A 14,792-nucleotide genomic window follows, 5' to 3' on the forward strand; every position below is an offset into this window, starting at 1 on the left:
TTTCTGGTGCGTACCGGGCTGAGAGGCGGTGTAAGTGAACTGTAGTTGCCATGTTTTACGGCAATGAGAGCAGAGATAGCGCTGATGTCCGGCAGTGCTTTTGCCGTTACGCACCACGCCTTCAGTAGCGGAGCAGGAAGGACATCTGATGGAAATGGAAGCCACGCAAGCACCTTAAAATCACCATCATACACTAAATCAGTAAGTTGGCAGCATTACCATTAATATATTAGACAGAACAATTCGATTTTCCTAACCTATGTATAAGCCTGATCCACAGGCATATTTAGCAAGGATTTCAAGTGAGCCGTACTACAACTGTTGATGGCGCTCCGGCAAGCGACACTGACAAGCAAAGCATTTCTCAGCCAAATCAATTTATTAAACGCGGTACGCCGCAATTTATGCGCGTCACCCTGGCGCTGTTCTCTGCCGGACTGGCAACCTTTGCACTCCTCTATTGTGTGCAGCCTATCCTTCCGGTGCTTTCGCAGGAGTTTGGCTTAACCCCCGCGAACAGTAGTATTTCACTGTCCATTTCCACGGCGATGTTGGCTATTGGTTTGCTGTTTACTGGCCCCCTATCCGATGCCATTGGTCGCAAACCAGTGATGGTCACGGCGCTACTGTTGGCCTCCATTTGTACGTTATTTCGACAATAATGACCAGCTGGCACGGCATTTTGATTATGCGCGCCTTGATTGGGCTTTCGTTAAGTGGCGTGGCAGCTGTTGGCATGACTTATCTTAGCGAGGAAATCCACCCCAGTTTCGTGGCCTTTTCGATGGGGTTGTATATCAGCGGCAACTCAATTGGCGGCATGAGCGGACGCTTAATTAGTGGTGTCTTCACGGACTTTTTCAACTGGCGAATTGCTCTGGCGGCAATCGGTTGTTTCGCGCTAGCCTCGGCGTTGATGTTCTGGAAAATCCTTCCGGAATCACGCCATTTTCGCCCGACTTCGCTGCGACCTAAGACGTTGTTTATCAACTTTCGTCTGCACTGGCGTGACCGGGGATTACCGTTATTGTTCGCAGAAGGCTTTTTGCTGATGGGGTCGTTCGTCACGCTGTTTAATTACATCGGCTATCGGTTGATGCTTTCCCCCTGGCATGTCAGTCAGGCCGTGGTTGGCTTATTATCGCTGGCTTATTTGACCGGTACACGGAGCTCACCCAAAGCCGGAACCATGACCACCCGCTACGGGCGCGGTCCGGTGATGTTGTTTTCGACGGGGGTTATGCTGTTTGGTTTACTGATGACCTTATTCAGCTCGCTGTGGCTGATCTTTGCCGGAATGTTACTCTTCTCAGCAGGATTCTTCGCAGCCCACTCAGTTGCCAGCAGCTGGATCGGCCCCCGCGCAAAACGCGCTAAAGGCCAGGCCTCCTCGCTGTATCTGTTCAGTTACTATCTGGGGTCGAGTATTGCCGGGACGCTGGGTGATGTTTTCTGGCATAACTATGGCTGGAACGGCGTCGGCGCATTTATTGCTCTGATGCTGGTCATTGCTCTGCTGGTCGGGACGCGTTTGCATCGTCGTCTGCACGCCTGAAAAATAAGCCCGGACTGCGGTAACTACACGTCCGGACTTATTGCTTGCTCAAACCAACGTTAATAGCCATCCTAAAATAGACGAAGCGCCAGCCAATTCCCGCAGTGCGTCTAGCGTCATCAGGATTATAAGTACCCAAATAAACGGATTCATTTTGCTGTGTGTCATTTATTACTGATGCGCAGTTATTCTACCGCTTTGTAAGTAGTAAAATAGTTAACCCGATCAAGACTACTATTATTGGTAGCTAAATTTCCCTTAAGTCACAATACGTTATTATCAATGCTGTAATTTATTCAGCGTTTGTACATATCGTTACACGCTGAAACCAACCACTCACGGAAGTCTGCCATTCCCAGGGATATAGTTATTTCAACGGCCCCGCAGTGGGGTTAAATGAAAAAACAAATTGAGGGTATGACAATGAAAAAAGTATTAGCTCTGGTTGTTGCCGCTGCTATGGGTCTGTCTTCTGCCGCCTTTGCTGCAGAGACTGCGACGACCACCAAAGCAGCGCCGGCGAAAACGACACATCATAAAAAACAGCATAAAGCAGCACCTGCCCAGAAAGCGCAGGCAGCTAAAAAGCATCATAAAAATACGAAAGCTGAACAGAAAGCCCCTGAACAAAAAGCGCAGGCAGCGAAGAAACACGCCGGGAAACACAGTCATCAGCAACCGGCAAAACCTGCTGCACAACCCGCAGCGTAAGTTTTCAACAGTAATGCTGGCGCGCCCCCTCGCGCCTGAAAATTACGGTGCTAAGCGGGTAACGTTTAGCACGCCTTTAGCGGAGGGTAGTATGGTGGGCCGTTATCGCTTTGAGTTCATTCTTATCATCCTTATTTTATGCGCACTGATTGCCGCTCGTTTTTATCTTTCCTGACTGTAGTTATCTGATTTTACTCCCACTTTCATCCCGTCCCGTCTATAGTATTTATGAGGGTTTGCTTTTAATAATCATAATTACCCACCAGAGTGTGATATGCGTACAACCATTGCTGTAGTGTTGGGTGCAATTAGTTTGACGTCTGCTTTTGTGTTTGCAGATAAACCAGACGTTGCCAAATCGGCAAACGATGAGGTCAGCACCCTGTTTTTTGGTCATGATGATCGTGTGCCAGTGAATGACACGGCCCAATCACCGTGGGATGCGGTTGGGCAACTGGAAACGGCCAGCGGCAATTTATGTACGGCGACGCTGATTGCACCCAATCTGGCATTAACGGCAGGACACTGTTTATTGACACCTCCAAAGGGTAAAGCCGATAAAGCAGTGGTGCTGCGTTTTGTGTCAAATAAAGGTCTTTGGCGCTATGAGATCCACGACATAGAAGGCCGCGTTGATCCGACACTGGGAAAGCGGTTAAAAGCAGATGGGGATGGTTGGATTGTACCTCCCGCAGCCGCGCCGTGGGACTTCGGATTGATTGTGCTACGTAATCCCCCTTCTGGCATTACACCGTTGCCGTTATTTGAGGGAGATAAAGCCGCGCTTACTGCCGCATTAAAATCGGCTGGCCGTAAAGTAACTCAGGCGGGATACCCTGAAGATCATCTCGATACGTTGTACAGTCATCAAAACTGTGAAGTGACTGGCTGGGCGCAAACGTCGGTGATGTCACATCAGTGCGATACCTTGCCGGGTGACAGCGGTTCGCCTCTGATGTTGCATACCAATGACGGCTGGCAATTAATTGGGGTGCAAAGTTCGGCTCCTGCCGCGAAAGATCGCTGGCGCGCCGATAACCGGGCCATTTCTGTTACCGGTTTTCGCGACAAGCTGGATCAACTGTCGCAAAAATAATGTTCAAACGCTGCCCGACTGTGCGGGCAGCGTGTTCATCAGGCAAGTTTCACCATGATCATTCCAGCCAACAGCAAGACCAGGCCAATCCAGCCTTTACGATTTAACCGTTGACCAAACAAGATCCAACCTGCGGCTAACGTGGCGGCAATACCAAACCCGCCCCACAATGCATAAGCGACAGACAAGTCGATCCCTTTAACGGCCTGAGAAAGCGCACTAAAGGCAGCCAGCACCGCCGCCAGGGAGAGCAAGCCAAATATTTTGCGACGAAAGCCGTCAGAAAATTTCAAAAAGACGTTAGCAACGATTTCCAGCACGATTGCCAATGCCAGCCAGGCGGCGTGAACCCATTCAAACTGCGCCATGGTTTACCTCCAGTTCAGGTTTACGCGCTTTACGGGTACCTGATTTTATCAACACAATCCCGGCGACCAGGGTGGTTAACCCGGCAATTTTCATCAGCGATAAACTTTCGTCGAATAACAAAACGCTAAACAAGGTAATAAATAAAATACCGATACCTTCCCACAGCGCATAAGCTACGCCTAAGGCGATCTTTTTAACGGCGAAAGAGAGAAATATATACGACAGAGAAATCATCACCAGCATTAAAATAAAGCCGCCATTTCCCTCACTGACGCTCGCCCATTTCATTGATAGCGTACCGGTAATTTCTGTAGCAATAGCCAGGCCTAATAAAATCCAATAAATATACATTGTCCTTCTCCTGCAAGAGAATTATTTTAATTTTCGCTTAATTCAGCGAAATTAAAGTAAAGTGGTCAAGCCCCGCGCATAGGGCAAGCTTAGGCAGAAGAAAGGACTAAAGCGCGTTGCGCCAGTGCTGCTCACCTACGAGCAAGATAGTGGATGAGGTACAAAGATGGGTAAATGTTGAAAATAAGGTCCTGAACAAATTGTCCATAATATTACAATTATCCGCAGTGTTGCTTCTCGTCATCGCGGATGATAATTGTCCTCGGTAGTTGAACACGCCTGATTTGTATCATAGCTTAAGAATTAACTCAAAATATTTTCACTTCTTTACCTGAGCGGTTTGATTTTCGTTATGATGACGGAGCGAAAAAGACATTATTATTAGCAAAGGAAGAAAAAACGGGGACAAGCATGGCAAAGCCGATCATCACGCTCAATGGCCTAAAAATCGTCATTATGTTGGGAATGCTGGTCATTATTCTCTGCGGTATCCGTTTTGCCGCCGAGATCATCGTGCCGTTTATTCTCGCATTATTTATTGCTGTTATTCTTAACCCGCTGGTGCAACACATGGTCCGCTGGCGAGTGCCGCGTGTACTGGCGGTGTCGATTTTGATGACCATCATCGTGATGGCGATGGTGTTGCTATTAGCTTATCTGGGTTCCGCGCTCAACGAGTTGACGCGGACGTTACCGCAATATCGCAACTCTATTATGACGCCGCTGCAAGCTCTTGAGCCGTTGTTGCAACGCGTAGGGATTGACGTCTCAGTTGACCAGCTGGCGCATTACATTGATCCGAACGCAGCGATGACGTTGCTCACCAACTTATTGACGCAGTTATCTAATGCCATGTTATCAATATTTTTATTGCTGCTGACGGTGCTGTTTATGCTGCTCGAAGTGCCACAATTGCCCGGAAAATTTCAGCAAATGATGGCGCGTCCGGTTGAAGGGATGGCGGCGATTCAACGTGCAATTGACAGTGTTTCTCATTATCTGGTGCTGAAAACAGCCATCAGCATCATCACCGGCCTGGTCGCCTGGGCGATGCTCGCCGCACTCGATGTTCGCTTCGCTTTTGTCTGGGGATTGCTGGCCTTTGCGCTTAATTACATCCCTAATATTGGTTCAGTTCTCGCGGCAATCCCCCCTATCGCTCAGGTACTGGTGTTTAATGGCTTTTACGAAGCGTTGCTGGTGCTGGCGGGATATCTGCTGATTAATCTGGTCTTCGGCAATATTCTGGAGCCGCGCATCATGGGACGTGGGCTGGGGCTTTCCACATTGGTGGTATTTTTGTCGTTGATTTTTTGGGGATGGTTGTTAGGACCGGTGGGTATGCTGCTTTCCGTGCCGTTAACAATTATTGTCAAAATTGCGCTTGAACAAACAGCGGGAGGTCAAAGCATCGCCGTTCTGTTAAGCGATCTCAATAAAGAGTGACGCCTCCGCAGAGGCCGTCAGGGTTACAGAGCTTTCAGGATTGCATCCACGCTGGCTTTGGCGTCACCAAACAGCATGTGGGTGTTTTCCTTGAAGAACAGCGGGTTTTGCACACCAGCATAGCCAGTGTTCATCGAACGTTTAAAGACAATCACGTCCTGCGCTTTCCACACTTCCAGCACAGGCATACCAGCAATAGGACTCTTCGGATCATCCTGCGCCGCCGGGTTAACCGTATCGTTAGCACCAATCACCAGTACGGTATCGGTATCAGCAAAGTCATCGTTGATCTCGTCCATTTCCAGCACGATGTCATACGGTACTTTTGCTTCAGCCAGCAATACGTTCATATGTCCAGGCAAACGCCCCGCAACCGGGTGGATACCGAAACGCACGTTGATACCACGAGCGCGCAGTTTCTCGGTAATTTCAGCGACAGGATATTGCGCCTGCGCGACTGCCATGCCGTACCCCGGAGTAATGATCACTGAATGGGAGTTTTTCAGCAGTTCCGCTGTCTCTTCTGCGGTGATTTCGCGGTGCTCGCCCACTTCCTGATCATCGCCAGTAGAAGAGCCGTCGGTGCCGAAACCACCCGCAATAACGCTGATAAAGGAACGGTTCATCGCCTTACACATAATGTAAGAAAGGATAGCCCCCGAAGAACCGACCAGCGCACCGGTCACAATCAGCAGGTCGTTGCTGAGCATAAAGCCCGCAGCCGCAGCCGCCCAGCCGGAGTACGAGTTCAGCATCGACACCACCACTGGCATATCTGCACCACCGATGGAGGCGACTAAATGCCAGCCGAATACCAGCGCAATGGCGGTCATTATTAGCAATGCCAGCACTTGCAGGCCGACGCTGTCCGTGCGAACAAATACAATCAGCAGCAGGAAGGAAACGACCAGAGCCGCCAGGTTCATTTTGTGACGGTTTGGCAGCATCAACGGTTTAGACGAAATCTTGCCACACAGTTTGCCGAACGCCACCACCGAACCCGTGAACGTTACCGCCCCGATGAAGATACCGAGGAACACTTCCGTCAGGTGAATATTGACCAGAATCGGTGCCATTCCCGCGTCATGATGCAGATAGCTGTTAAAGCCAACCAGCACTGCCGCCAGACCCACGAAGCTGTGCAGGATCGCCACCAGTTCTGGCATTTCGGTCATTTCAACTTTCTTCGCCAGACGGATACCAATTGCCCCACCAATGACCATCGCCAGCAAGATCCAGCCAACATTACCCGTATCCGGTCCAAAAATGGTTGCGATTAACGCAATCGCCATCCCTGCGATACCGAAGTTGTTACCCTGGCGAGACGTTTCATGTTTCGAAAGACCGGCCAGACTGAAGATAAACAGGATCGCGGCAACAATGTATGCAGCTGTAACTAATCCTCCAGACATATGTTACCCCTTAATTTTTGCGGAACATTTTCAGCATGCGCTGAGTCACGGTGAAGCCACCGAAAATATTAATGCTGGCTATAAGCACCGCGATAAAACTAAGGAAGCTAACCCAGCCGCCCTGGCCAATCTGCAACAGTGCTCCGACAACAATAATCCCTGAAATCGCGTTGGTGACCGACATCAACGGTGTATGCAGCGCGTGCGATACATTCCACACCACGTAATAACCGACAACGCAGGCCAGCGCGAAAACGGTGAAGTGCCCAAGAAACTCTTTCGGCGCAACGCTTGCCAGCCAACCGAAAAGGATGATTGCCAGCGCCATCAACGCGTATTTACGCCACGGTGAGCAGGCACATTTTTCCTCAGTTTTCACTTCCGGTGCCGCTTTTTGTGCCGCCTGCGGCTGAGCTGATACCTGAATCGGCGGTGCCGGCCAGGTAATTTCGCCCGCACGGATCACGGTCACGCGGCGAATCACCACATCATCAAAATCAACAGTGATATTGCCGTCTTTCTCTTTGCACAACAGTTTCAGCAGATTAACGAGGTTAGTACCGTAAAGCTGCGAGGATTGCGTCGGCAGACGGCCCGGAAGATCGGTATAACCAATCACTTTGACACCATTTTCCGTAGTGAAGATTTCACCCGGCACGGTGTATTCACAGTTGCCACCGTTTTGGGCTGCCAGGTCGACAATCACACTGCCCGTCTTCATGGAGTCAACCATTTCACGGGTAATTAGCTTCGGCGCTGGTTTGCCTGGAATAAGCGCGGTGGTGACAATGATATCGACCTCTTTTGCCTGGGCGGCAAAGAGTTCCATTTCTGCTTTAATGAACGCGTCCGACATCACTTTGGCATAGCCATCGCCGCTGCCCGCTTCCTCTTTAAAATCCAGCTCGAGGAATTCCGCGCCCATACTTTGAACTTGTTCTTTCACTTCCGGACGGGTGTCGAATGCACGCACAATCGCGCCGAGACTGTTTGCTGCGCCAATGGCGGCCAGACCTGCAACACCCGCACCAATCACCATCACTTTTGCCGGTGGCACTTTCCCGGCCGCAGTAATTTGCCCGGTAAAGAAGCGCCCAAATTCATGTGCCGCTTCAACAATGGCGCGATAACCGGCGATGTTCGCCATCGAGCTTAGTGCGTCCAGCGATTGTGCGCGTGAGATACGCGGCACAGAATCCATCGCCATCACGGTCACGTTACGTTCCGCAAGTTTTTGCATTAATTCCGGATTCTGCGCAGGCCAGATAAAACTCACCAGCGTTGTCCCAGGATTCAGTAACGCAATTTCATCATCTAACGGCGCATTGACCTTCAGAATGATCTCTGACTGCCAGACGCTATTCCCTTCTACAATTTCAGCGCCCGCTTGCACAAACGCTTTATCGTCAAAACTTGCCAGTTGACCCGCGCCGCTCTCTACCGCGACGGTAAAACCCAGTTTCAGCAGCTGTTCCACTGTTTTTGGCGTTGCTGCAACACGGGTTTCATTGGTTAACCGTTCTCTTGGTATGCCAATTCGCATGATATTCCCTTCCATCGGTTTTATTGATGATGGTTTGCCTGTGTCAGGAGCCACACAAGCCGCTCATGTACGAGCTAAATGTTACTCCGTTAAAATAAATTAGTAACAAACGCCCTATAACGTACTGAAAATTATACCTGTGATCTAGCGCCAAAAATCAGTATTTCGGCGTGAACTCGCAAAATATTAACGATTCAGCCGTGATAGTGGGATAAACACCTTAGAACGCCGGATAAAGACTGATAATTGTCTTCGACGGTCGGGTAAAACGAGACATCGCCCCGGCACGATTCACTACTTAACATTAAATTAACTTATACAATTCAGTTGCTTCAGTAGTAATGATGCTGATACGGCTGTTTTTTAAGCATAGACGGTCATTTGAGCAGGATTAAAATTGGCTTAAGGAATGTGATATGAAAAATGACGCAGACAGTTACACCGTTTAAATGCAATAATCAGCCACGTTTCTCGTTAATAACAATACCAGTACCTGGTTTGCGCAAGGCGAAGGATTATTTTTATGAAGCTTAAGAACACCCTCCTGGCGTCGGCACTGCTTTCTGCTACGGCATTCTCCGTTAACGCAGCAACAGAACTGACACCGGAGCAAGCGGCAGCGGTTAAACCTTTTGACCGTGTAGTGGTTACCGGTCGTTTTAATGCTATTGGCGAAGCGGTGAAAGCCGTTTCTCGTCGCGCAGATAAAGAAGGTGCCGCCTCTTTTTATGTTGTCGACACTTCTGATTTTGGTAACAGCGGTAACTGGCGTGTGGTCGCTGACCTCTATAAAGCCGATGCTGAAAAAGCAGAAGAAACAAGTAATCGCGTAATTAACGGTGTTGTCGAACTGCCGAAAGATCAGGCTGTTCTGATTGAACCGTTTGACACGGTCACCGTCCAGGGCTTCTATCGTAGCCAGCCAGAAGTCAATGATGCCATCACCAAAGCGGCAAAAGCGAAAGGTGCCTACTCTTTCTACATCGTTCGTCAAATCGATGCCAACCAGGGCGGCAACCAGCGTATTACTGCATTCATCTATAAAAAAGATGCTAAGAAACGTATCGTCCAGAGCCCGGATGTGATCCCGGCAGATTCCGAAGCAGGACGTGCAGCTCTGGCTGCCGGTGGCGAAGCCGCGAAGAAAGTTGAGATCCCAGGTGTTGCGACTACCGCATCACCAAGTTCTGAAGTCGGTCGTTTCTTTGAAACCCAGTCATCAAAAGGCGGGCGTTACACCGTCACGCTCCCGGATGGCACTAAAGTCGAAGAACTGAACAAAGCGACCGCAGCGATGATGGTCCCGTTCGATAGCATCAAATTCTCTGGCAACTACGGCAACATGACCGAAGTCTCCTATCAGGTTGCGAAACGTGCCGCGAAGAAAGGTGCTAAGTATTACCACATCACCCGCCAGTGGCAGGAACGTGGTAATAACCTGACCGTCAGCGCAGATCTGTATAAATAACTATTCAGTTACTCCTATAAGGCGGCTTGATGCCGCCTTTCGCATTTTTAGTCACAAATTTCCCCGCGACCATTGCATGCAGACACATCTCTTCGTAAAATCCCGCGCTTCAGTGGCAAACTCCATTTTTATGCGTTTTGCCCTAATATTTATTCTTCTTATCACGTTTTAATCACTGGATATCGATGGAAAAGAAACTGGGACTGAGCGCACTCACCGCGCTGGTATTAAGCTCAATGCTGGGCGCGGGTGTTTTCAGTCTGCCGCAAAATATGGCGGCAGTTGCCAGCCCGGCAGCACTGCTCATCGGCTGGGGTATTACTGGCGCTGGCATTTTATTGCTGGCCTTTGCCATGCTGATCCTCACGCGCATTCGTCCCGAACTTGACGGCGGTATCTTTACCTATGCCCGCGAAGGGTTTGGCGAGCTAATCGGCTTTTGTTCCGCATGGGGATACTGGCTGTGCGCAGTCATCGCCAACGTCTCCTATCTGGTGATCGTTTTTTCCGCGTTAAGCTTTTTTACGGACACGCCGGAATTGCGCCTGTTCGGCGATGGTAATACCTGGCAATCGATCGTCGGTGCATCGGCTTTATTGTGGATTGTTCACTTTTTGATCCTGCGCGGGGTGCAAACCGCTGCCAGCATTAACCTGGTGGCGACACTGGCAAAATTGTTGCCGCTGGGTCTGTTTGTTGTGCTGGCGATGATGATGTTCAAACTGGATACCTTCAAGCTCGACTTCACCGGACTTGTACTTGGCGTACCCGTTTGGGAACAGGTGAAAAACACCATGCTGATCACCCTGTGGGTTTTCATTGGTGTGGAAGGTGCCGTGGTTGTTTCTGCGCGTGCGCGTAATAAACGTGATGTTGGCAAAGCGACACTGCTGGCGGTTCTCTCCGCTCTGGGCGTTTACTTGCTGGTAACGCTGCTTTCGCTGGGTGTGGTGGCACGTCCTGAACTGGCTGAAATTCGTAACCCGTCAATGGCCGGTCTGATGGTGGAAATGATGGGACCATGGGGCGAAATCATCATCGCTGCCAGTTTGATCGTTTCCGTTTGCGGCGCGTACTTAAGCTGGACCATCATGGCGGCAGAAGTTCCGTTCCTGGCTGCCACTCATAAAGCATTCCCACGCATTTTTGCGCGCCAGAACGCACAAGCTGCGCCATCCGCCTCACTGTGGTTGACCAACATCTGCGTGCAAATTTGTCTGGTACTCATCTGGCTGACCGGTTCCGATTACAACACGTTGCTGACCATCGCCTCAGAAATGATTCTGGTGCCCTATTTCCTGGTCGGCGCGTTCTTGCTGAAAATCGCAACCCGTCCACTGCATAAAGCGGTAGGTGTCGGTGCCTGCATTTATGGCTTATGGTTATTGTACGCCTCTGGTCCAATGCACTTGCTGTTATCCGTTGTTCTGTATGCGCCGGGGCTGCTGGTTTTCCTGTATGCGCGCAAAACGCATACACATGATAATGTACTGAACCGTCAGGAAATGGTGCTGATTGGCATGCTGTTAATTGCCTCAGTTCCGGCGACCTGGATGCTGGTGGGATAACGTTCATCCCATCGTTGGATAGCAAAGGAGATAACGATGGGTAAAGCCCAGCCCTTGCCAATATTAATTACTGGCGGAGGTCGTCGCATCGGCCTCGCCCTCGCCTGGCATTTCATTAATCAAAAGCAACCGGTGATTGTCAGCTATCGGACGCACTATCCAGCCATTGATGGACTGATTAAGGCAGGTGCGCAGTGTATTCAGGCTGATTTTTCGACCAACGACGGTGTGATGGCGTTTGCCGATGAAGTACTAAAAAGCACCCATGGTCTGCGTGCTATTTTGCATAACGCCAGTGCGTGGATGGCGGAAAAACTGGGTGCGCCACTGGCCGACGTACTGGCTTGCATGATGCAGATCCACGTTAATACCCCATACCTGCTCAACCATGCGCTGGAAAGATTACTGCGTGGGCACGGACACGCCGCCAGCGATATCATTCACTTTACCGATTATGTGGTGGAGCGCGGTAGCGACAAGCATATTGCGTATGCTGCAAGCAAAGCGGCACTGGATAATATGACCCGCTCGTTTGCCCGCAAGCTGGCACCGGAAGTGAAAGTGAATTCTATTGCTCCATCGCTGATCCTGTTTAATGAACATGATGATGCCGAATATCGACAACAGGCGCTGAATAAATCACTGATGAAAACCGCGCCTGGCGAGAAAGAAGTGATCGACCTGGTCGATTACTTACTTACCAGTTGCTTTGTCACCGGACGCAGTTTCCCACTTGATGGCGGTCGTCATCTGCGTTAATGCAGCTTTATCCAGCATATAATCAACACCCATGCGCTTATCCCCCAACACGCAACAGAACCAACAAAAGCGGCGGGCAAGCGCATCATTCCGGTGAAATACCACAGCGACACCAGGTAAACAAAATAGGGAATAATCGACCACATACTAAAAATGATGGTTGCGCGTAAGGCTTCAATGCCGCGTTCGCTGGCAACAATATAATGCGCGATAAGCGCAAAGGTCGGGAAAAGTGGAATCAGCCCGGCGATATAATAATTTTTCGTTTTTGCTAAAACACCAATCAACAGCACTACCAGCGCACCGAGCGCGGCTTTGATTTTACCTTAACACTTCCATAACAAGTCATCAGTAGAATACCTGATGAAAACTTGTTTAGAAACGATTGATAGTAAGTAAAAACAGCGCGGTGTATTGTGACGTTTTTATATCTACCGTGAATGTTATGAACACTATCGTATTTGTGGAAGATGATGCGGAAGTCGGTTCACTGATTGCCGCGTACCTGGCAAAACATGATATGCAGGTTACCGTAGAGCCGCGCGGCGACCAGGCCGAAGAAACCATTTTGCGAGAAAATCCGGATTTGGTGTTACTCGACATCATGCTACCAGGCAAGGACGGCATTACCATTTGTCGTGATTTACGCGCAAAGTGGTCTGGACCGATTGTTCTTCTAACCTCTCTCGATAGCGATATGAACCACATCCTGGCACTGGAAATGGGTGCCTGCGACTATATTCTCAAAACGATGCCCCCTGCTGTTTTGCTAGCGCGTTTACGTTTGCATTTGCGTCAGAATGAGCAAGCCACACTGACCAAAGGTCTTCAGGAAACGTCTCTGACTCCCTACAAAGCCCTGCATTTCGGCACGTTGACCATCGATCCCATCAACCGCGTAGTCACCCTGGCTAACACTGAAATCTCGCTCTCGACAGCTGATTTCGAATTATTGTGGGAATTAGCTACCCATGCCGGGCAAATCATGGACCGCGATGCATTGCTGAAAAATTTACGCGGCGTCAGTTATGACGGACTGGATCGTAACGTGGACGTGGCTATTTCGCGGTTAAGAAAAAAACTGCTCGATAACGCCGCAGAACCTTATCGCATTAAAACTGTGCGTAACAAAGGCTATCTTTTTGCGCCTCATGCATGGGAATAAGCGATGAAAAAACTGTTTATCCAGTTTTACCTGTTATTGTTTGTCTGCTTCCTTGTGATGTCTCTGCTGGTTGGGTTGGTGTACAAATTTACCGCCGAACGCGCGGGCAAACAGTCGCTGGATGATTTGATGAACAGTTCGCTGTATCTGATGCGCAGCGAATTGCGTGAGATCCCCCCACACGACTGGGGTAAGACGCTGAAAGAGATGGATTTAAATCTCTCTTTCGATCTGCGTGTCGAGCCACTGAGTAAATACCATCTTGATGATATTTCCATGCACCGACTGCGTGGCGGCGAAATTGTCGCCCTGGACGATCAGTACACGTTTTTGCAGCGTATCCCGCGCAGCCACTACGTGCTGGCAGTTGGTCCTGTTCCTTATCTTTATTATCTCCATCAGATGCGATTGCTGGATATCGCCCTGATCGCTTTTATTGCTATTTCCCTCGCCTTTCCGGTGTTTATCTGGATGCGTCCGCACTGGCAGGATATGTTAAAACTGGAAGCAGCGGCGCAACGATTTGGCGATGGGCATCTCTATGAGCGTATCCACTTTGATGAGGGTTCGAGCTTTGAACGACTTGGTATCGCATTTAACCAGATGGCGGACAATATCAACGCCTTGATTGCCAGCAAAAAACAGCTTATTGACGGTATCGCTCACGAACTGCGAACACCGTTAGTGCGCCTGCGTTATCGACTGGAGATGAGCGATAACCTGAGCGCCGCCGAGTCCCAGGCGTTGAATCGTGATATCAGTCAACTTGAAGCTTTAATTGAAGAGCTGCTGACTTATGCCCGACTCGATCGCCCACAAAACGAGCTTCATCTTAGCGAACCAGACCTGCCGTTGTGGCTGTCAACGCATCTGGCAGATATTCAGGCAGTAACGCCCGATAAAACGGTACGGATAAAAACGCTCGTGCAAGGCCATTATGCGGCGTTGGATATGCGCTTAATGGAGCGCGTGCTGGATAATTTGCTCAATAACGCCCTGCGGTACTGCCATTCAACGGTTGAAACCAGCCTGCTACTGTCGGGGAATAGAGCGACATTAATTGTTGAGGATGATGGCCCAGGGATTGCCCCAGAAAACCGCGAACATATCTTTGAACCTTTTGTTCGCCTCGATCCCAGCCGGGATCGCTCAACCGGCGGCTGCGGGCTGGGGCTGGCAATTGTCCACTCTATAGCACTGGCAATGGGCGGTACGGTTAATTGTGACACCAGCGAACTGGGTGGTGCTCGCTTCTCGTTTAGCTGGCCGTTATGGCATAACATCCCGCAATTTACCTCTGCCTGACACTACGCGCACGATGGTCAAGTCACCACCATTGTGCTATAAAT

General features: G+C 49.9%; 17 protein-coding genes and 1 pseudogene. 10 read left to right on the forward strand and 8 right to left on the reverse strand.

What is annotated here, in order from left to right; all coding sequences use genetic code 11:
- The coding region (locus tag BHE85_RS15565; protein WP_047664789.1) for an IS1 family transposase at window positions 1-165 on the reverse strand (165 nt) is incomplete at its 3' end.
- 137 nt (window positions 166-302) lie between these two features.
- Here BHE85_RS15565 and BHE85_RS28075 point away from each other — a divergent pair.
- A pseudogene (locus BHE85_RS28075) lies at window positions 303-1,555 on the forward strand (MFS transporter).
- A gap of 48 nt (window positions 1,556-1,603) precedes the next feature.
- On the opposite strand, the gene BHE85_RS28445 reads toward BHE85_RS28075, so the two are convergent.
- Entirely contained in the window at window positions 1,604-1,723 is a 120-nt protein-coding gene (locus BHE85_RS28445) for a KPN_01571 family protein (RefSeq protein ID WP_001299090.1), read from the reverse strand.
- A gap of 255 nt (window positions 1,724-1,978) precedes the next feature.
- Between BHE85_RS28445 and asr the strand changes: the two genes are divergently transcribed.
- The 3 genes from asr (at window position 1,979) to BHE85_RS15585 (ending at window position 3,362) form a co-directional block, all read left to right on the forward strand.
- Window positions 1,979-2,266, forward strand: coding sequence for an acid resistance repetitive basic protein Asr (gene asr / locus BHE85_RS15575; protein ID WP_004983745.1), 288 nt, complete (start codon window positions 1,979-1,981; stop codon window positions 2,264-2,266).
- Window positions 2,267-2,357: 91 nt separating this feature from the next.
- Entirely contained in the window at window positions 2,358-2,441 is an 84-nt protein-coding gene (gene ydgU / locus BHE85_RS15580; RefSeq protein WP_000233090.1) for a small membrane protein YdgU, read from the forward strand.
- Window positions 2,442-2,540: 99 nt separating this feature from the next.
- Window positions 2,541-3,362, forward strand: a complete 822-nt coding sequence (locus BHE85_RS15585; protein ID WP_001260831.1) for a trypsin-like serine peptidase — start codon at window positions 2,541-2,543, stop codon at window positions 3,360-3,362.
- A 38-nt stretch (window positions 3,363-3,400) separates the two neighbouring features.
- On the opposite strand, the gene mdtI is transcribed toward BHE85_RS15585, so the two are convergent.
- The 3 genes from mdtI to BHE85_RS28450 all read right to left on the reverse strand — a co-directional run bounded on the left by mdtI (window position 3,401) and on the right by BHE85_RS28450 (window position 4,359).
- The gene (gene mdtI / locus BHE85_RS15590; protein ID WP_000046661.1) at window positions 3,401-3,730 is read right to left on the reverse strand and encodes a multidrug/spermidine efflux SMR transporter subunit MdtI; all 330 of its coding nucleotides are present in this window, start codon (window positions 3,728-3,730) and stop codon (window positions 3,401-3,403) included.
- Window positions 3,717-4,082 carry a multidrug/spermidine efflux SMR transporter subunit MdtJ gene (gene mdtJ / locus BHE85_RS15595; RefSeq protein ID WP_000276149.1) on the reverse strand — a complete coding sequence of 122 codons (366 nt, stop codon included), beginning with the start codon at window positions 4,080-4,082 and terminating at the stop codon, window positions 3,717-3,719. Before mdtJ ends, mdtI begins: the two co-directional genes overlap by 14 nt.
- 106 nt (window positions 4,083-4,188) lie before the next feature.
- A complete protein-coding gene (locus BHE85_RS28450) occupies window positions 4,189-4,359 on the reverse strand; it encodes a protein YdgV (RefSeq protein ID WP_087613518.1) in 171 nt (56 codons plus the stop codon).
- 134 nt (window positions 4,360-4,493) lie between these two features.
- On the opposite strand from BHE85_RS28450, the gene tqsA reads away from it, so the two are divergent.
- A complete protein-coding gene (gene tqsA, locus BHE85_RS15605; protein ID WP_001118224.1) occupies window positions 4,494-5,528 on the forward strand; it encodes an AI-2 transporter TqsA in 1,035 nt (344 codons plus the stop codon).
- Between the two features lie 23 nt (window positions 5,529-5,551).
- Here tqsA and pntB read toward each other — a convergent pair whose 3' ends face one another.
- Together pntB and pntA are read right to left on the reverse strand one after the other, a co-directional pair.
- Window positions 5,552-6,940, reverse strand: coding sequence for a Re/Si-specific NAD(P)(+) transhydrogenase subunit beta (pntB, locus tag BHE85_RS15610; RefSeq protein WP_000014034.1), 1,389 nt, complete (start codon window positions 6,938-6,940; stop codon window positions 5,552-5,554).
- A gap of 10 nt (window positions 6,941-6,950) precedes the next feature.
- Window positions 6,951-8,483: a Re/Si-specific NAD(P)(+) transhydrogenase subunit alpha gene (gene pntA, locus BHE85_RS15615; RefSeq protein WP_004983892.1), complete on the reverse strand. Its 1,533-nt coding sequence runs from the start codon at window positions 8,481-8,483 to the stop codon at window positions 6,951-6,953.
- A 523-nt stretch (window positions 8,484-9,006) separates the two neighbouring features.
- Here pntA and ydgH point away from each other — a divergent pair.
- The 3 genes from ydgH to folM all read left to right on the forward strand — a co-directional run bounded on the left by ydgH (window position 9,007) and on the right by folM (window position 12,278).
- Window positions 9,007-9,951, forward strand: coding sequence for a DUF1471 family protein YdgH (gene ydgH / locus BHE85_RS15620; RefSeq protein WP_000769322.1), 945 nt, complete (start codon window positions 9,007-9,009; stop codon window positions 9,949-9,951).
- 185 nt (window positions 9,952-10,136) lie between these two features.
- Complete coding sequence (locus BHE85_RS15625; RefSeq protein WP_000412386.1) at window positions 10,137-11,519, forward strand: amino acid permease; 1,383 nt, start codon at window positions 10,137-10,139, stop codon at window positions 11,517-11,519.
- Between the two features lie 36 nt (window positions 11,520-11,555).
- On the forward strand, window positions 11,556-12,278 hold the full coding sequence (gene folM / locus BHE85_RS15630) for a dihydromonapterin reductase (RefSeq protein WP_000513665.1): 723 nt from the start codon (window positions 11,556-11,558) through the stop codon (window positions 12,276-12,278).
- Here the strand turns inward: folM and BHE85_RS15635 are convergent.
- Complete coding sequence (locus tag BHE85_RS15635) at window positions 12,275-12,598, reverse strand: GlpM family protein (protein ID WP_032337529.1); 324 nt, start codon at window positions 12,596-12,598, stop codon at window positions 12,275-12,277. The two genes, folM and BHE85_RS15635, sit on opposite strands and share 4 nt — an antisense overlap.
- Before the next feature lie 125 nt (window positions 12,599-12,723).
- Here BHE85_RS15635 and rstA point away from each other — a divergent pair, with 125 nt between their 5' ends.
- Together rstA and rstB are read left to right on the forward strand one after the other, a co-directional pair.
- Window positions 12,724-13,443 carry a two-component system response regulator RstA gene (rstA, locus tag BHE85_RS15640; protein WP_001092499.1) on the forward strand — a complete coding sequence of 240 codons (720 nt, stop codon included), beginning with the start codon at window positions 12,724-12,726 and terminating at the stop codon, window positions 13,441-13,443.
- Between the two features lie 3 nt (window positions 13,444-13,446).
- Window positions 13,447-14,748: a two-component system sensor histidine kinase RstB gene (gene rstB / locus BHE85_RS15645; RefSeq protein WP_000732524.1), complete on the forward strand. Its 1,302-nt coding sequence runs from the start codon at window positions 13,447-13,449 to the stop codon at window positions 14,746-14,748.
- Window positions 14,749-14,792 lie beyond the last annotated feature (44 nt).

This window comes from Shigella sp. FC1567, assembly GCF_001743015.1.
Lineage (GTDB): Bacteria > Pseudomonadota > Gammaproteobacteria > Enterobacterales > Enterobacteriaceae > Escherichia > Escherichia coli.